Below are 16782 nucleotides of genomic sequence, written 5' to 3' on the forward strand. Positions count from 1 at the left end.
TGGCGCCGGCCTGTTTTGCCGGCGATAGGCGAAGATCAGGGAGAAAATAGCAATGCAGGAGGCGCTGTTCATTCTTTCGGCATCCTGGGAGGGGCTGCAGCACGTTTTTTCCTGGCCGGTCTTTCCGTTCATGATGTTCGGGGTCGTGGCTGGGATGGTCCTCGGCCTGATCCCCGGCCTGGGTGGGCTCATCGGTCTCGCCCTGTTGATCCCCTTCGTTATCGGCCTCGACCCTATCGTTGGCCTGGCGGTCTTGCTGGGGATGACGGCGGTAACCACACAGACCGACACGATCCCGGCGGTCCTGCTGGGCGTTCCGGGAACCTCTGCCGCGATGGCGACAGCGCTTGACGGCTATCCCATGGCCAAGCGCGGCGAAGCCGGACGCGCGCTTTGCGCGTCCTATTTTGCGTCGATCTTTGGCACAATGGTTGCAGCGGTCCTTTTCGTCATTCTGCTGCCGGTGCTCCGCACGCTCGTCTTCGCGCTTGGCCAGCCTGAGTTCTTCATGCTCGTGATGTTCGGATTGCTGCTCGCGGGATCGCTTTCCGGGCGTTCACTGCTCCGGGGGTTGATCATGGCCGCCTTCGGCCTGCTGCTGGCGATGGTGACCCTGGAAACCTCCATCGGTCTGCCGCGCTATGCAGGCAACATCATCTATCTGTGGGACGGCATTCCGCTGGTCCCGTTGGTGCTTGGCCTCTTCGCCATTCCCGAAGTCATCGACCTCGCCCGCCGGGGAACCTCGATCTCGGAAGCTGCCGACGACTCGAGGGTGACCGGTTTCAGGCAAGGGTTGGTGGACAACCTGAGGAACTGGTGGCTGATCGTAAAGGCGTCGACGCTTGGCGCCGTAGCCGGTTTCATCCCGGGCCTGGGCGGGCAGGTGGCCGAATGGATGGCCTATGGCGCAGCCGTCGCTTCCGATCCCGACCCCGAAAGCTTCGGCAAGGGCAATGTCCGTGGCGTTATCGCACCGGAGGCCGGGACCGCCGCACAAAAGCCTGGAGCGCTGATTCCGACTCTTGCTTTCGGCATTCCTGGAAATGTATCGATGGCGATCCTGTTGTCGGTTTTTCTGATTTTCGGCCTCGTTCCCGGCCCGTCGATGGTCACGGATGATCTCGACATAACCTTCGGCATGATCTGGATGATCATTGTTGCGAATATCGCCGCCGCGGCCCTGGCGCTGCTTTTTCAACGCTGGCTGATCCTGCTGTGCTACATTCGTGCGACCATCATCGTGCCGATCATTCTCGGAACGATGCTGGTCGGCGCGACGATGGAGAGCCGGTCATTCGGCGATGTCATCGTTTTCGCTGTTGCCGGGTTGCTGGGCTATGTCTTCAAACACACCGACTGGCCGCGCGTGCCGCTGATCATGGGTCTGATCATGGGCGGGTTGGCCGAGCGCTATCTGTTCCTGTCCTACAACCTGCACGGATGGGGCTGGCTCACCGAGCGACCGCTCGTCTGGTTGATCGCCGGTTTCATCTTCTTCAGCGTCTTCCTTCCGCCGATCCTGAAATACCTGCGGCGCCGGCCTGAAGTCGCATCAATGGGAGACGACGCATGAATATCGGGCGCGTCATCGACATCGCCTTAACGATCTTCTTTTTCCTACTTGGGATTCTCGCGTATTGGGGCGTTTCGCAGTTCCCGTTCGATGATCGGCTTTTCCCGGTCACCGCGGCGGTGCTGATGATCGTCTGTTCTCTCATCTACGGGGTTCGTATCTTAACGGGCCACGGTGATGAAGAAGCACGCGAGGAGAATGGTGTCGGTGCCTCCCCGTCGCCCTTCTCGCCCGAACAGCTACGCACTGTGCTGTGGCCGGTCCTTGCCGTCGTGATCCTCGTCGCTGGCGTGCTGATCATCGGACACCTGATCGCCGTGCCAGTGTTCGTATTCGCCTACATGACAATAAAGCGCGAACCGATATGGATCGGGGCCCTTGGAGCAGCGGGAATGTTTCTCTTCATCAAGGGACTTCTGATCAAAATTATGCATGTTCCGATGCCCCACCCGCTGCTTGGCAATTGGTTGCCGTTCTAGGGGGGTGAGAGGGCCGTCCATGCCACTAGGCCCATCGCGATGCCTCCGGCCAGAAGCGGCATCATCCAGGACGATGCCAAGCGGAAGATCGCGAACTTGACCCCGACGAGCGGTATCTCGAAGGTCAGCGAGCGCTGCAAGGCGACGACCGTCCAACTGGTCAGGAAGGAAACCATCTGCGCTTCGCCCGCGCCCGAGCGCCACAGGATGAGTGCGAGCGGAAACATCATCACCGGGCCGCCCGGAATGATGGCGCCGATCAGAAAGGCAGCCAGCACGCCGCGTGCGCCGCCTTCCTCGCCCAACACGGCCGCCACGGCATCCGGAGGGATGATCAGCCCGAGATAGGCGGCGGCGATCAGCGCGAAGGGCATGCGCAGCAGAATCATGGTGAACTGTTGGCGCATGGTGATCAGGGTAGGCCTGATCGCTTCCGGGTGACGGTGCATGACGAGTGGAAAAAGCACGATCGCAAGAACGAAAAGCGTGACGAGACCAAAATTCATCCATGAAACTCCGGTCTGATCCCGGGGAATTTTCGGGCAAGCCACATCGCCAGGAACCCTGCGAGGAAAGGCAGGGGCAGGCACGAAAGCAGGCGCAGAAGCGCGAACTCACCGCCCATGAACGGCAGTTCCCAGACCATCATCCGGTGCAGACCAACGGCTTCCCATCCGACGAGAAAGGACATCAGTGGCCCAATCCCGGCGCCCAACCGCCCGAGCGCGGCGACCAGAGGGAACGACGTGAACGGTCCGCCCGGCATCAGCATGCCGAAAACCTGTGCGAGCAGGATGCCCCGGACCCCGGACTGTTCGCCCAGATACCTGGATATGACCGAACTTGGCACGAGCACGGAGAACAGTACGCCGACGGTGATGCCCAATGTGATCTGTGGCAAGATGACCTTCAGGTCCCTAAGAATAACCTGTCCACCCTCTGCCAGCCCTCCTGTTCCCTTGATTGCAACTGCGGCAACCGTGCTGGTGGCCGCAAGGGCTACCAATATCCAGAACCCGCTGTCCAGGAGCGGCGGCCCACCGCGTCCGCGTTGCTTTGCTTGCCTCAAGGTGCCACCTCATTCTGGTTCGTTGCGCGCGGTCCCGGGGACGTGTGCCACATCCTACTGTGCACGCGGTCTCGACCCGGAGAGATATGGTCACGACTCGGCACATCCGCGGGACGGCATCGGTTGTCGTGAATTATCAACGCGTTGGTGAAATGTTGCGATTTCAAATAGTCAATGCACAATTAGGCTAGTCCATGCGATTGCATAGTGAAATCACAATAGTTAGAAATTCATTTGTGCAACAATGTCCGGAATGGTCCGACCTCATGAACAAATTCTCTGCCTTCCAGACCTTCGTCGCCGCTGCCGAACAAGGCAGTTTCTCAGGCGCGGCACGCAAGCTGAGGACCACCGCCTCAACGGTGACCAAAACGGTTTCGAGGCTTGAGGACGAACTCGGTGTCAGGCTTTTCAACCGTACGACGCGGCGGTTGGCGCTGACCGATCATGGGCAGGTGTTGCTGGAACGCGCCAAGAACATCCTGAACGAGGTCGATGAGGCCGAAAACCTGCTTCGCAATACCAGCGCCAGCACGCGGGGGACGGTCCGGCTTGTGGTGCCAAACCTTTTCGGACGGCTTTATCTGATCCCGGCGTTGGACGAGTTCTACAGGCGCCACAAGGACGTCACATTGCAGGTTCACTTTTCCGATCGGCCTGTCGACCTAATCGAGTCGGGGTTCGATCTGGGGGTTCATACAGGCGATCTGAGCGATTCCAGCATCATCCGCCGGAAGTTGACCCAAGGTCCGCTGGTAACGGCGGCAGCTCCCTCCTACCTCGCCGCACATGGCAGGCCCCAAACCCCCGACGAACTCTTGAACCACAACTGCCTCTATGGACGCTTTGGCGGCAAATGGCTGTTTCGCAAACCGCCGAGCGGACGCCAGACCATTCATGTATCTGGCAATCTGGCCGTTTACAACGGCGACGTGCTGCGCGAGGCGGCGGTGCGGGGGCTGGGGATCGTGCACTCCACCTGGTGGGCGGTGCGCAAGGATCTGCTTGCGGGCAACCTAGAGGAGATCCTGCCGGAATACGCGATTGAAGGATCGCCGGTCTCGGTGATTTTCCCCTCCCGACGCCTTGTCCCTGCGCGCGTGCGGGCGGTCATCGACTATCTGGTCGAGATCACCGAACTGTAGGCAGACGCGCCGCAGTTGGGCGGTTCAATCCTGGCGCCAGATTTCGTGACGAAAATCGAACCCGGTCTCCGAGGCGGTTATGCGCCCGAAACAGGGAAACGGCGCATGGAAAAAATATGCGGGCGTTCCGGTCTCGGCCAGTTCGCGCAGAATCCGATGGCGTGTCTGCGCTGTCTTCTGCGGCCAGTTGTCGAAGGTAGCAATCCAGTCGGGATACCTTGCGAAAATTCCGGGGTTGTTTGTTACGTCGCCGGCGAACAGTAGGGCCGCGCCCTCGCTGGTGATCCGATACGAGGTGTGTCCGGGCGAATGGCCAGCACTTTCGATGGCGGTAATTCCCGGCACGATCTCCTGGCACCAGTCGACAGTCTCAACCCGCTCACCCAATGCCGCGAAGATGCGCTGCGCAGCCTGACGATTAACCTTCATTCGCCCCGGAAATTCATCGTCGGAGTGGCGGTCGCTCAGCCAGAAATCCCGTTCCGGCGCCGGGATGATGATGCGAGCATTGGGGAAGGCCGGTTTTTCCTCGGCATCGAGCAACCCGTTGATGTGATCGCCGTGAAAATGGCTGATCAGGACGACGTCTATTTCCTTGGGCGAATATTCGCGTGCGGTCAGATTTGCAATGGTCCGTCCCGTACCCGGGGGACCGTTCGGGCCATGTCCCGTGTCGATCAGGACCCGAAGCGCTCCGGTATCGACGAGAAGCGGATTGAAACTTACTTCCAACTTGCCGGGAGAATTTCCGACCTCGGTGAACGCAGCCTCGACCACAGCTTCGTCGACCCCGCGGATGAAACCGGCCGGCCGGTCGCGAATGACATGGCCGTCGTGGAGTGCGGTCAGAAAAAAGTCACCCAGCCTTCGGGAATAGAAACCCGGATTGTCAAATTGCCTCTCCATGACGGCTCCCTTGCCCTACAATGAGGGGATGTAGTGCGCTAGTTCGGGCAGGTAGTGCCCCACGAGCGAGCTTGGCCAGAAGACGCGGATCGCCTGGTCGAACAACAGGTACACGAACAGCGTCGTCAGCAGGGCATAGTACAGTGTAAGCCGCCAACTCTCCTTTCCCTGAAGTCGAAGGAACGCGATGACGAAGACCGGGATCGTCGGGATGAGCCCGATGACCGACATGGAGGCCATGAACACGATCAGCCACGCAAAGAACCCGCCCGCGCGGACCGCAACCACGCGGAGCGGCAGCCCGCCCCGCTCGGAGACGAGGTCCATATAGATCCCGCGATTGGATGTATTATGCAACTTTTGCTCCACGTTTGCCCGGCTCGTCACCGCATGCAGAAGGCTGGCGATAGCGGCGATCAGCAGTGCAATGCCGACGGTCAACGGCCCGACTCTGGCGGCGAAGGGCCAATTGACGGCCTGAGCAAGCATTGCCACGGTCACGACGATCAAGACAACATAGAAAAGATCGCCCCATCCGAACCTCGGTCGTCCGTTGGGCACCAGCCCCCGGAACCCTACATGACGGATCTCGGAAACGAGCGGGCGAAGCAGGATCGAGGCAGAGAACAGCAGGATGATGAAAACCGCCGGATGCAAAAGCCAGTCTATCCCGTAGCGGCTGATCGACACGCCGAGATAGAGTTCGAGCAGACCACCCAGAACGAAGCCGAGCACAAGGGGGGGGCGCGGCCAGCCGAGACGCTTCATCAGCCAGCCGATGACGCCGAAGAGCAAAAGGACGGCCAGATCCCACCAGTCGTTCGACGCCTGGTAGGCGCCGATATAGATCACAACCAGGATCGCCGGCAGCAGCAGCGAGTACCGCAGAGTCGCGACCTTGGCGAACTGGACGGTGAGGACGATGCAGGCAAGGGTCGCGAAGACGTTGGCCAGAACCATGCTCCAGACCATCGAATAGGTCATGTCCAGGTGTTCGGTCAGCATCTTTGGCCCGGGCACGATACCATGAACGAGCATGGCACCGATCAGGATCGCCATCGCCGCACTTCCCGGTACGCCAAAGACCAGCGTCGTTCCGAGGCTGCCTGAATTGATGGCGTTGGCAGCAGCTTCAGGCGCGATGACCCCCCGCACATCGCCGGTGCTGAAGGTCTTCAAACCGTCCTTGACGGTGCGGGCCGCGTGACCATAGGCGATCCAGTCGACGACTGCGCCGGAAAACCCGGGAATGGCTCCGCACAAGACGCCGATGACACTGGATCGGGTGATGAGGAACCAGTTGCGAAGCGCGTCAAAGATGCCCTGCTTGCGGCCTTTCTTCGGGTCGAATTTCACGTCCTCGGCCAGCGTGCTACGCGAGATCGCCAGGTCGCAAAGTTCCGGCAGGGCAAAAAGGCCGAGCATGACCGGAACCAGCGGTACTCCATCCCACAGGTAGAGGAACTTGCCGGTCCAGCGATGCTGCGCCGTCTGCGCATCGATGCCGATCATCGCGATCAGAATTCCGAAACAGGCAATGGCCAGCCCGCGCATCGGCGCATTGCCCGACAGCGTCGACACCATCGCAAGCGCCATCGTGGTGATCGCGAACAGCTCGGGCGTTCCGATGGAAAGGACAAAGGGGCGGATCAACGGGATCGAGACAGCCAGCAGGGCTGCGCCGATGATCCCCCCGATGAGCGACGAAGTATAACCCGCGGCAAGCGCCCGCGCCGCCTCGCCGCGTTTTGCCATCTGGTGACCGTCGAGAACGAGCGCCTGTGCGCTCGCGGTGCCGGGTACCCCAATGAGAACAGCCGGGATCGTGTCCGAAGTCGTGGTGACTGCCTGCATGCCGATCAGCATCGCGACAGCAGAGATCGGGTCCATCGTGTAGGTAAAGGGCACAAGCAGGGCAAAACCGGTAAGTCCGCCTATCCCGGGAATGACGCCGATGACGAGGCCTATGGCCACGCCCAACACAAGAAAGACCAGTCGGCCCGGGTCAAAAAGCATTACCAAGGCGTTGCTTGCGGCTTGCCATAGGTCTGCATTGTTCAGAACGTCCATCCCCTGCGGTCTCCCATTCGTGTTCGCCGGCGCAACGCCCGCAGATGCAGCTGTGAAGTTGTAGAATATGCCCGCGTGCGAGGGCGCGGGCATTGGTTGTCAGAGCATAAGAGGCAGAACCTTGCCTCGATTCACGAAGGAGGGTTCATCAGGGGCCGCGCCTTCGCAAGGACGGCCTCGGGCGTGGCATAGAGCCGCTCGACGATCTCCTGGACAGCCTCGCCCGAGATAGGGGACGGAGCATTGGCGACCTCGGTCATTGCCTTGATGTAATCGGGGTCGGCAGCCGCATCCATGAAGGCCTTGCGCAGGGTCGCAACCCGGTCTTCCGGCACTCCCGGAGGCGCTGCGAACGGTCGGCCGGCTTCCATCGGCCCGAGGATGAATTCGGCTAGGGCCGTCACTTCCGGGTCGTCGGTGAAGTCGAAAAGGTTCGGAACGTCCGGGAAGAGCTCGCTCGACTCTACGGACGTCTGAACGACGGGCTTGATCAGGCCGGCCTCGAAAAGCGGTGCCTCGTTGCCGTAGCCAGTAAGGTTGTCGACCGGCAACATCCTGGCGTCGAGTTCACCCTGTTCCAATGCAAGCGCCATCGCGGCGGCGCCATTATAGCCTGTGATGATGTCGAACTTCGTTCCGAAATACTCGTTCATCATCGCCGGCAGGACGCGGTTCGCGTTTGAATATGAGGTGGCCCCGATCGAGACCGTGTTGTTTTGGAGGTCCTCGAAGCTGTTGATGTTCGCGCGCGTCATCACCGCAACCGTGTAGATTTCCTTGTTGAGGCTGCCGAGCCAGTTTGCCTCGCGCGGATCGAAATCGAGCGGCGTCGTGGACACCAGCGGATCATATAGGTTGTTGCGAAGCAGCATCGAAATTTGCGTGCCGTCCTTTGGCGCAAGATGGGCCATCTCGATCGCGGCCTTCATCCCTCCAGCCCCGCCAAGGTTCTTGACGATGATTTTTGGATTGCCCGGAATGTGCTTTTCCCAGAAAGGCACGAACTGGCGCGCATAGAAATCGGCGCCGCCACCGGCTGCCGCACCAACGACAAGCGTTATATCGTTGGCTCCATAGAACTCTTCCGGTGATTGGGCGGACACCACCGACGCGGTTGCGGCGTACAGGCCCGCGGCCAGTCCCAGGATCGTGGAAGCAAGTTTAAATTTCATTTTTTTCTCCCGGTTCGATCAAACGATCTTCTATTGCCGGATCGACGCGATCGGCACCTATCCGATGCCGGCGCTGCACGTTACTTGGGTGTGTCTCCCTTGTTGCAGCAAACGCCCGATACCTTGGATCATACTGGGTGAGTTGGCGCTCGGGCGCTCATTGGTTTTCCGGCGGCTCCGATCGGATTTTCCTCTAACCCGCATCGGTGCCGGAATGCGTGCCGGCCAGCCAATGGGCCCCCTCATCGGCCGTCACGAAATGTTGGCCGAAATGTTGGCCGTTTTCCCTTCCGGGAATGGGTGATGCCCTGCTGAACCTGGGCTGGATGCGGGAGGCGACGGCTCAGGCAGGTGCGGCTTCACTAGAGCGTGAGGCAGAAAACTTATGGCTTGGGGCACATAAGAATTGGCGCAGCATTCGTCAAGAATGTAATATTGTTGGCCTCGATAGCCTGCTTCGGCGGCGGTGATGTGTGCAAGGAGGCGCCTTCATCAGCCTGGGATTCAGGCGCGGCTTATGGGAGGGAAAGACGATTGGCCGACTACTTGGAAATTCCTAACATTCGGCATTTGCGCATGGCGCAGGCTATTGGACGGTTCGCAGGGGTGAGCAGCGCGTCACGCCATCTGAATGTCTCCCAACCCGCCGTAACCCAGGCGATCGCCAATCTCGAGAAGCGGCTCGGCACGGAGATTTTCTACCGGCGGGCGACGGGTACTTATGTCACCGACACCGGCAAACGTTTCCTTCTGCGTGTCGACCGGTTCTTCGAGATTCTCGAAGGAGCGATATATTGCATACTGAAAATACCCGGCGAACAGCCGGACAGGCATCTGCCTCGTGTAGAACAGTTCGTCACCACCACGCAGTTGAAAGCGCTGGTCGTCGCTTCCGAACCCGCGACGCTCGAAGTCGCGGCCGCCGCGATGAATATGTCAGTGGCCTCTCTTCACCGTTCGGCGCGTGCATTGGAACGATCGCTCGGCGTCCCGCTTCTGGAACGCGCGGCGCGCGGCAATGTCTGCAATCCGGCCGGTGAATTCCTCGCGCGAGAGGTTAGGCGCGCTGCTCGCGAGATCGAATTCGGCAGGGCCGAGATCACGCTCGACCATGACAACGAGGATCTGGAGATCATCGTCGGAATTTTGCCGATGGCAGGAACGTACGAGTTGGCCAGCGGAATTCGCCGTTTTGCAAAGGCCCACCCCTCGACCCGCGTTACGATCCAGTCAGGCACCTATCGAGCGTTGCTTGACGACCTTCAAAACTGCCGTATCGACATGATCTTCGGCCTCCTGCACAGCCCCGATTGGGAGCCTGAAATCGAAGAAGAACTGCTATACACCGATTCCTATTGCGTCGTCTGCAGGCCGGGGCATCCGCTGACGAGGCTTCGCGAAATCACAGCGAAAGCTCTGGTCGATTACGACTGGATCGTTCCCGCCAAGCGGACGCAGCGGCGGCGCAATATCGAAGCGCTATTCGCGTCGACAGTGGGGCAACCTCGCGGCAATATCGAAGTGAACTCGTACAATTGCACGCGAACGCTGCTTCTGGAAAGCGACATGGTGACCGTGATGTCGTGCAGCGAGGTCCGTCTCGATGCGATGCTCGGCACGCTCACATTGATTCCCTGCGCCGGTTTGGGCGGCGTCATGCCGAAGGGCGTAACGACACGCTTGGGCTGGCTGTCCACGACGCGGCACGAGCAGTTCCTGGAATGCCTTCGCTACGAGACGGCGAATACGACCTATGGAACGATGCGCCGTCCGGAGGTTGTCCTGGCATCCTGAACTGGGACGAAAGCCGGGCCCGCGGTAATCCACGGGCCCGGCGCCTTCATCGTCTTCCGGGTGGTGGAGCGATCGAGATTTCGTCCTATTTTGGTTCCGTCTACCCCGGGCGCATCTCGTCCTAGATCAGGTCGTGCGGGTTCGTGCTGAGCAGTTCTAGCCCGTCCTCAGTGACGAGGATGTTGTCTTCGAAACGGATCGAGAAATCGTTGTGCCGCATGGCCGGCTGGAACGACAACACCATCCCCGGTTCGAACACCGTGTCGCGATGGGTCGGGTGGGGAAAATCGTGGAAAGGCCCCAGGCCGATGCCGTGGATGGTGAACTGCTGACAAGGGAATTTCGACTTGTCGGGTTGATAGCCCTTCGCCGCCATCTCGCCCCGGATATGATCGAACACGTCGCCGAACTGCTTGCCGGCCCGGCAATAGTCCATGAACTTGTCATAGGTGGCATAGAGATCTTCCGCGATCTTGCGGTATTCCGGTTTTGGCTCGCCGACCACCCAGGTCCGCGCCACGTCGCAGCCGTAGCCGAGATAGATGCAGCCAAGGTCGATCGTAACCAGGTCTCCCTCCTCGATCTTCTTCCACTCGGCTGCGAAGGCGCGGTAGTTCGCCGTCCGCTTGCCGGACTGACACATCGTCTCGATCTCGCGGATGGCACCCAGGCGCTTCATTTCGAGTTCCATCGCGAACTGGACGTCCATCTCGCTGACGCCAGGCTTCGCCGCTGCCTTCGCCGCTTCGATGGCGGATTCTGCGATGGTGATCGATTTGCGGATCAGCTCGATCTCGGCCGGTTCCTTGACCATGCGCGCGATGAACAGCATGTCTCCTGCCGGTACCAGTTCGGCATCGGGCAGCTCGGTCGCCAAATTCTTGTAGGTCGAGGCGGTGCAGCATTTTTCCTCGAAACCGATCCGGCCCTTTTCCAAGCCACGCTCTTTCAACACCCGCGCCACTGCCACGTTGGCCGAGCGTGAATCGCCTAGATCGACAATGCGCACGTCTTTGATCCATGTGCCCTCGCGCACCGCATTCATGGTGATGAAGGCCGCCATGAAGATCGGGTCGTGATCGCGGAACAGCAAGAGGGGCGATTCCGTGATGTGGGTGTGAGAGAGCGGATACCAGGGCCAGTGCTGATAATGGCCACCATAATAGTGCTGGTTGGTGAAGTTGTGCACGATCATGCAATCGAGGTTTTTCTCCGCCATCATGCCGCGTAGCTTGTTCAGTCGTTTTTCGTAGTCGAATTCGGTACCGAAGATATTCATGTCCTGGCTGGCCTTTCCTTGGGATTGACGCGGCACAAGGGCATCGAGGGCAGATTGTCCTGCCGTATCAAACTTCCACGGCGACACCAAAATGGCGATGCCGTGGACCTCCCTCATGCCTGTTACCCCAGAACGCTAGTCAAAGGCCGCGTTCGCCGAAAGTGTCGAAACAGGCACGACATTTGTGAAATATTTTCCGAAATAAAATTTGTTTTTGTGCGTATTTTGAAAACAGCGAACGACAACTCGTGCATGCTGGTGCCGCCCTATGTCTACGGTTGCGGGGTACGTTGGCGAGCAGATGCACTCAAAGGGAGGACTCTCAATTGGCGAACGATGCGTCGGGCGAGAACAGGTATCGCCTTATCCTGATCCAAGGCTTTCGGTTGCCGGAAGATTCTCCCTATCTGCATCGCAAGCTGACCGGTCCGAAGGAAGAAACTCTTATGGACTACCCGGTCGTGGCGCCCTTGCTTGACGGCGTCGACTGGGAGCTTCACGGCGGTGCACCGACCACGTACGGAAACTGGGCCGTCGAGAACCGGCAGGAATTCATACATTCGGGAGCCGCGCGGCTGCCGATCGTGAAAGAAGCCTGTGAAAGTGGAAAATACAACGGCATCGTGCTTCTCGGTGGGGGAGAACCCGGCGCGCAGGAAGCGCGAGAGATTGCCCGCCCCTACGGCATTCCAGTCGCCTCCTGCGCGTTTTCGCAGATGCATATTGCGACGATGCTGGGAAATCGCTTCAGTATCATAGACTTGGCCGAAAGCCACAGTATGTATTACTACAACCTCGTCGTGCAGCACCGCATGACCGAGCGCTGCGCTTCACTCAGGATGATCGATTTCCCGCATGACCGGCCCGGGGAGGAACCCGGCCGTCCACTGCACGAGGAAAAGCGAAAAGCGCGGGCCGGAGAGCGATCGGACGCAATTGAGGAGGCGGTGGCCGAGGCTGTCGCCGCCATCGAAGAAGACGGCGCCGAGGTCATCATGTTCAGCTGCTCAGGCCTCTTCTGGCTTCAACCCTTCGTGCAGGCGCGGCTGGATGAGATGGGCTGGGAAGTGCCGGTCCTGCATGGCTACCGTTGCGCGATCGCCGTAGCCAAGATGATGATCGACCTCAACCTCAGCGCCAGCGGCCTGATGTTCCCTGGTGACCGCCCCGTGCGGCGGCGCCGCAAGCGGCTGTTCTGAGGCCAGCCCGATGGAAAGCGGCCCCCATAGGGGCAAAAGGAAAGGAGGGCGCGCAAGCGTCGAAGCGGATGAAACTGATCAGCTATTCAATGAAGGGCGAGGCCGGCGTCGGCGCCGTGGTCGGCGAGGGTGTCGTCGATTTGGGCCGACGTCTCGGCGAAAAATTCGGCACGATGAAATCGCTGATTTCCCAGGGCGATCTTACGGAGGTGAAAGGTGCGGTCGAACGCGCCGAGCCGGATTACCGCTACGACGAGGTGACGCTGCTTCCGGTAGTGCCGGATGCGTCGAAGATCGTTTGCATCGGCCTGAACTACAAGGCACACGCCGCTGAGACCACGCGAGACCCCAACGACAAGCCAATGCTGTTCGCTCGCTGGGCCGACACGCTGATTGCGCACAAGGCACCGCTCGTCCAGCCACGCATCTCGCAGATGCTGGACTATGAGGCTGAGATGCTGACGGTGATCGGCAGCCACACCGGCCGAAACGTCAAGGCGGCGGACGCGCTAAAATATGTCTTCGGCTACAGCTGCATGAACGAGGGCAGCGTGCGGGACTGGCAGCGCCATTCGAGCCAGGTCACAGCGGGCAAGAATTTCGTCGGCACGGGGGCGACCGGTCCCTGGATCGTGACAGCGGACGAGATCCCCGATCCGCAGGTGCTGGACATTGATCTGACAGTCAACGGTGAGCCCCGGCAGACCGCCAACACCCGGGACATGATCTGGTCGGTGGCCGAGATGATCGAATACATCACAAACTGGATGCCGCTCGGCCCCGGCGATCTGATCGCCACCGGGACCCCGGCCGGCGTCGGTTCCATGCGCAAGCCGCCGATCTTCCTCCAACCCGGCGACAAAGTCGAGGTGACGATCAATGGCATAGGCACACTCAGCAATATCGTGGAGGCGGAAAATGCCTGATCGCGTCATGTCCGAACGACTGGTCGCTCTGATTACCGGCGCGTCCTACGGTATCGGCGCGGCGTCGGCGCTCGCTCTGGCTCGCGCGGGGTACGATGTCGCGGTAACCGCCCGAGCGCTATCGTCGGTCGAGGCGACGGCCGCGAAGGCCAAGGAACTCGGTGCCGGAGCGCTGCCACTGGCGCTCGACGTTACCGACCAGTCCAGCATCGAGGCCGTGACGGCCGCAGTGCTTGACCGCTTCGGCCATATCGACGTGCTGGTGAACAATGCCGGCGGGCAGTTGATGAAGCCCGCGCTCGACGTCACGCGGGAAGACTGGGACCGGGTCGTCGCTGTGAACCTCACCGGGGCGTTCTTCATGTCGCAGGCGGTCGCCCGCCACCTGATCGAAACCGGGCGGCCCGGGGCGATCGTCAATGTCACCTCGACCAGCGGCCTTGTCGGCCGCCCCAACAGCTCGGGCTACGGTTCGACGAAGGCCGGGTTGATTCAGCTTACGCGGATGCTGGCCATCGAATGGGCCAAGAACGGCATTCGGGTGAATGGCATCGCCCCGGCTTCGACCCTGACGCCGACACGCAAGAACCTGTCCAATCCGGAACGGCGGGATCAGTTCCTGGCGAAAATCCCGATCGGCCGGTTCGGAAAACCCGAAGAGATGGGCGCCGCAGTTGCCTATCTGGCCGGGCCGGATGCCGGGTTCATCACCGGCCAGATACTCGTACTCGACGGCGGCCTGACCGCAGCCTGAGCAACAATCAATCCAACCGAAATTCCCCAATAAGGAGACATACAATGAGAATTCTCGATTCCGGCGATCCCAGCTTCACCGCCACGCGGGCGCAGGCCGTCAAATTCGGCCCGGCACAGGTGGACTGGGAAACGCGCGTCGACTTCGTCGCGCTGCGTGAATACCGGCTGGCCCGCACCCGCGCCGCGATGGAAAAGCACAACCTCGACTTCCTCCTCTCGATCCGGCTTGAGAACGGCCGCTACATCTCAGGCTGCAAGCGGCTTTATTGGCCGACGCTCACGCTGGCCGGCGGTCCGGTGATCATGTTGCCGCGCGAAGGCCATATGTCGATCGGCGTGATCGACACCGACATGCAGTCGAAGGCGCTGAGTTGGATTCCGGCCGACCGTTTCCGCGAGCCGCGCCGCATGGAGGTCGCGCACGAGGTCGTGGCCTATGCCAAGGAACTGCGTGAGCTGTTCGGCAACGCGCTCGACAATGCGACGATCGGCGTGGACCTCTGGTCGCCCGCGATGTTTGAGGTGCTGCCGAAGGAATTCCCGAACGCCAAGTTCGTCGATGGTCAGACCGCGATGCTCGACGCCCGCGCGATTAAGTCGCCGGACGAGATCGCCTGCATGAAGATGGCCTATGCCATTGCCGAGGCCGGCATGTATGACGCGGTTCAGGCACTGCGCCCGGGTATCCGCGAATGCGAACTCGTGGGCATCGCCTTCAACAAGTTCTGGCAGCTTGGCGCCGAGACATCGCAGTGTAGCCACGCGATCAACTCCGGCCCCGGCAGCGAGCCCTACCGCCGTTTCCACACGGACCGGATCATCCAGTATGGCGAGATCGTGAACATCGACCTCGGCGCCTGCTGGAACGGCTATTTCAGCGATTTCTGCCGCCCGTTCATCTGCGGTATGAAACCCTCGACGCGCCAACTCGAGCTGTTCAAGACGGCTTACGAAAAGCAGGTCGAGGGTCTGAACGCAATCAAGCCGGGGCTGTCGGTGGGCGAGGTCTGCAAGAGCTTGGGACGCAAGGCACTGGGCCATTCGATCGGTATGGGCCCGCTCGATCCGCCGATGCTGCATTCGACCTGGGACGATGTGCTTCAGCCCGGAATGACATTCTCGGTCTACACACCCCACCTTGGCGAGCTCGGCGTGGGCGGTATCCATATCGAGGACGAGGTCGTCATCACCGAAACCGGGTGCGAGGTCTATTCGACGTTCCCCGTCTTCGGCATCGACGAGTGACGCGCCTGACGTCCTCCACTGGGCGCGCATCCTGATCGGGGCGCGCCAGTGATAACTCCCTGGTCTCCGGGTGCCGCACGATCCCGGAGGCCGATTTTAGGCGGTTGGCGCTCGGCCGGCTGCTATATGGAGACGAATTCATGCAAACGAAAATAGTCGTGTTCATGAGCAACGAAAGGCAGGCGGAGGCCGCCAGATCCATGTCGCCTTCGGGTGTCGACATCCAGGTCTTCACCAAGCGCGGTGATCCGGCGGCGCGCGAGGCGCTTTCGCAAGCCGATGTCATGGTGGGCACGGTTCCACCGTTCGAAATGGACGATGCCTTCTACGAGTCCTGCCCGCGGCTGAAGCTCGTTCAGCTTTTGATCGCGGGTTACGACAAGTACGATATCGACGCGGCGCGCCGTGCCGGCGTCTTGATTGCCAGCAACGGCGGTGCAAATGCAAACGGCGTGGCCGAACATGCCTTCATGCTTATGATGGCTCTGAAACGGCGGCTGCTTCGGTATCACGGCGATGTGGTCGAAGGACGTTGGTGGAGTTTCGGAAACATGCCGCCGATCACTGACTTGAACGGCGCAACTCTCGGGATCGTCGGTTTCAACACCATTGGCAAACGGCTCGCCCGTCTGGCCCGTGCATTCGACATGCGCGTGGTTTACACCGACCTCGTCCGGCTCCCTCCCGACGAGGAGAACAATCTAGGGGTTTCCTTTCGGCTGCTGAACGAAACCTTGCGCGAGTCGGACGTTGTCAGCCTGCATGTTCCGTTGCTGCACTCGACGCGCAAGATGATCGGCGCCGCAGAGTTCGCCCTTATGAAGCCCGGGGCCATCCTCATCAACACCAGCCGCGGCCCGGTCGTGGATGAGGCCGCCCTGTGCCAGGCCCTGTCGGAGGGCCAGATCGCTGGCGCCGGTCTGGATGTCCTCGAAGAGGAACCGCCGAATCCGGACAACCCGTTGTTCTCGATGGACAACGTGGTTCTCACGCCGCATCAGGCCGGTCACATCATCCACTACTTCGAACCCGCCCTGCGCAACGCATTTCTCAACGCGGAGCGCGTGCAGAACGGTATGGCGCCGGATTGGATCATCCCCGAACTGCGTCAGGGCGTGACGGCCGAGAACAACCGAATCCTGTTGCAACGAGCTGCCAGCTGAGGC

15 protein-coding genes are annotated in these 16782 nt (G+C 60.5%); 9 read left to right on the top strand and 6 right to left on the bottom strand.

Annotated elements, in window-relative coordinates:
• Positions 1–52: 52 nt before the first annotated feature.
• Together NUW50_RS09510 and NUW50_RS09515 are read left to right on the top strand one after the other, a co-directional pair.
• A complete protein-coding gene (locus NUW50_RS09510) occupies positions 53–1576 on the top strand; it encodes a tripartite tricarboxylate transporter permease (protein WP_258288862.1) in 1524 nt (507 codons plus the stop codon).
• Positions 1573–2055: a tripartite tricarboxylate transporter TctB family protein gene (locus tag NUW50_RS09515; RefSeq protein WP_258288863.1), complete on the top strand. Its 483-nt coding sequence runs from the start codon at positions 1573–1575 to the stop codon at positions 2053–2055. Before NUW50_RS09510 ends, NUW50_RS09515 begins: the two co-directional genes overlap by 4 nt.
• On the opposite strand, the gene NUW50_RS09520 is transcribed toward NUW50_RS09515, so the two are convergent.
• Positions 2052–2561 (bottom strand): hypothetical protein, encoded by a 510-nt coding sequence (locus tag NUW50_RS09520; RefSeq protein WP_258288864.1) that lies wholly within the window; start codon positions 2559–2561, stop codon positions 2052–2054. The two genes, NUW50_RS09515 and NUW50_RS09520, sit on opposite strands and share 4 nt — an antisense overlap.
• On the bottom strand, positions 2558–3124 hold the full coding sequence (locus NUW50_RS09525) for a permease (protein WP_258288865.1): 567 nt from the start codon (positions 3122–3124) through the stop codon (positions 2558–2560). Before NUW50_RS09525 ends, NUW50_RS09520 begins: the two co-directional genes overlap by 4 nt.
• 266 nt (positions 3125–3390) lie before the next feature.
• Here NUW50_RS09525 and NUW50_RS09530 point away from each other — a divergent pair, with 266 nt between their 5' ends.
• Positions 3391–4269: a LysR family transcriptional regulator gene (locus NUW50_RS09530; RefSeq protein ID WP_258288866.1), complete on the top strand. Its 879-nt coding sequence runs from the start codon at positions 3391–3393 to the stop codon at positions 4267–4269.
• Between the two features lie 24 nt (positions 4270–4293).
• On the opposite strand, the gene NUW50_RS09535 is transcribed toward NUW50_RS09530, so the two are convergent.
• The 3 genes from NUW50_RS09535 to NUW50_RS09545 form a co-directional block, all read right to left on the bottom strand.
• Entirely contained in the window at positions 4294–5175 is an 882-nt protein-coding gene (locus tag NUW50_RS09535; protein WP_258288867.1) for an MBL fold metallo-hydrolase, read from the bottom strand.
• A gap of 15 nt (positions 5176–5190) precedes the next feature.
• Entirely contained in the window at positions 5191–7245 is a 2055-nt protein-coding gene (locus tag NUW50_RS09540) for a tripartite tricarboxylate transporter permease (protein ID WP_258288868.1), read from the bottom strand.
• Between the two features lie 131 nt (positions 7246–7376).
• Positions 7377–8417, bottom strand: a complete 1041-nt coding sequence (locus tag NUW50_RS09545; RefSeq protein ID WP_258288869.1) for a Bug family tripartite tricarboxylate transporter substrate binding protein — start codon at positions 8415–8417, stop codon at positions 7377–7379.
• A 534-nt stretch (positions 8418–8951) separates the two neighbouring features.
• On the opposite strand from NUW50_RS09545, the gene NUW50_RS09550 reads away from it, so the two are divergent.
• Positions 8952–10211 (top strand): LysR family transcriptional regulator, encoded by a 1260-nt coding sequence (locus tag NUW50_RS09550; protein ID WP_258288870.1) that lies wholly within the window; start codon positions 8952–8954, stop codon positions 10209–10211.
• A gap of 121 nt (positions 10212–10332) precedes the next feature.
• Here the strand turns inward: NUW50_RS09550 and NUW50_RS09555 are convergent, their stop codons facing one another.
• Complete coding sequence (locus NUW50_RS09555) at positions 10333–11607, bottom strand: M24 family metallopeptidase (RefSeq protein WP_258288871.1); 1275 nt, start codon at positions 11605–11607, stop codon at positions 10333–10335.
• 209 nt (positions 11608–11816) lie between these two features.
• Between NUW50_RS09555 and NUW50_RS09560 the strand changes: the two genes are divergently transcribed.
• The 5 genes from NUW50_RS09560 to NUW50_RS09580 all read left to right on the top strand — a co-directional run bounded on the left by NUW50_RS09560 (position 11817) and on the right by NUW50_RS09580 (position 16779).
• Entirely contained in the window at positions 11817–12689 is an 873-nt protein-coding gene (locus NUW50_RS09560) for an aspartate/glutamate racemase family protein (RefSeq protein ID WP_258288872.1), read from the top strand.
• A gap of 68 nt (positions 12690–12757) precedes the next feature.
• Complete coding sequence (locus tag NUW50_RS09565) at positions 12758–13615, top strand: fumarylacetoacetate hydrolase family protein (protein ID WP_258288873.1); 858 nt, start codon at positions 12758–12760, stop codon at positions 13613–13615.
• Complete coding sequence (locus tag NUW50_RS09570) at positions 13608–14369, top strand: SDR family NAD(P)-dependent oxidoreductase (protein ID WP_258288874.1); 762 nt, start codon at positions 13608–13610, stop codon at positions 14367–14369. Before NUW50_RS09565 ends, NUW50_RS09570 begins: the two co-directional genes overlap by 8 nt.
• Before the next feature lie 44 nt (positions 14370–14413).
• Complete coding sequence (locus NUW50_RS09575) at positions 14414–15616, top strand: M24 family metallopeptidase (protein WP_258288875.1); 1203 nt, start codon at positions 14414–14416, stop codon at positions 15614–15616.
• Between the two features lie 140 nt (positions 15617–15756).
• Positions 15757–16779, top strand: coding sequence for a 2-hydroxyacid dehydrogenase (locus NUW50_RS09580; RefSeq protein WP_258288876.1), 1023 nt, complete (start codon positions 15757–15759; stop codon positions 16777–16779).
• Positions 16780–16782 lie beyond the last annotated feature (3 nt).

Source organism: Frigidibacter sp. ROC022, assembly GCF_024723735.1.
In the GTDB taxonomy this organism is placed as follows: domain Bacteria; phylum Pseudomonadota; class Alphaproteobacteria; order Rhodobacterales; family Rhodobacteraceae; genus SLM-1.

Excerpts from the sequence above, each read along its gene's own strand:
- NUW50_RS09565 (WP_258288873.1), top strand. The coding sequence starts at position 12,758 with ATGAAACTGATCAGCTATTCAATGAAGGGCGAGGCCGGCGTCGGCGCC.
- NUW50_RS09520 (WP_258288864.1), bottom strand. The coding sequence starts at position 2,561 with ATGAATTTTGGTCTCGTCACGCTTTTCGTTCTTGCGATCGTGCTTTTT.
- NUW50_RS09530 (WP_258288866.1), top strand. The coding sequence starts at position 3,391 with ATGAACAAATTCTCTGCCTTCCAGACCTTCGTCGCCGCTGCCGAACAA.
- NUW50_RS09555 (WP_258288871.1), bottom strand. The coding sequence starts at position 11,607 with ATGAGGGAGGTCCACGGCATCGCCATTTTGGTGTCGCCGTGGAAGTTT.
- NUW50_RS09535 (WP_258288867.1), bottom strand. The coding sequence starts at position 5,175 with ATGGAGAGGCAATTTGACAATCCGGGTTTCTATTCCCGAAGGCTGGGT.
- NUW50_RS09545 (WP_258288869.1), bottom strand. The coding sequence starts at position 8,417 with ATGAAATTTAAACTTGCTTCCACGATCCTGGGACTGGCCGCGGGCCTG.
- NUW50_RS09580 (WP_258288876.1), top strand. The coding sequence starts at position 15,757 with ATGCAAACGAAAATAGTCGTGTTCATGAGCAACGAAAGGCAGGCGGAG.
- NUW50_RS09575 (WP_258288875.1), top strand. The coding sequence starts at position 14,414 with ATGAGAATTCTCGATTCCGGCGATCCCAGCTTCACCGCCACGCGGGCG.
- NUW50_RS09510 (WP_258288862.1), top strand. The coding sequence starts at position 53 with ATGCAGGAGGCGCTGTTCATTCTTTCGGCATCCTGGGAGGGGCTGCAG.
- NUW50_RS09570 (WP_258288874.1), top strand. The coding sequence starts at position 13,608 with ATGCCTGATCGCGTCATGTCCGAACGACTGGTCGCTCTGATTACCGGC.
- NUW50_RS09540 (WP_258288868.1), bottom strand. The coding sequence starts at position 7,245 with ATGGACGTTCTGAACAATGCAGACCTATGGCAAGCCGCAAGCAACGCC.
- NUW50_RS09515 (WP_258288863.1), top strand. The coding sequence starts at position 1,573 with ATGAATATCGGGCGCGTCATCGACATCGCCTTAACGATCTTCTTTTTC.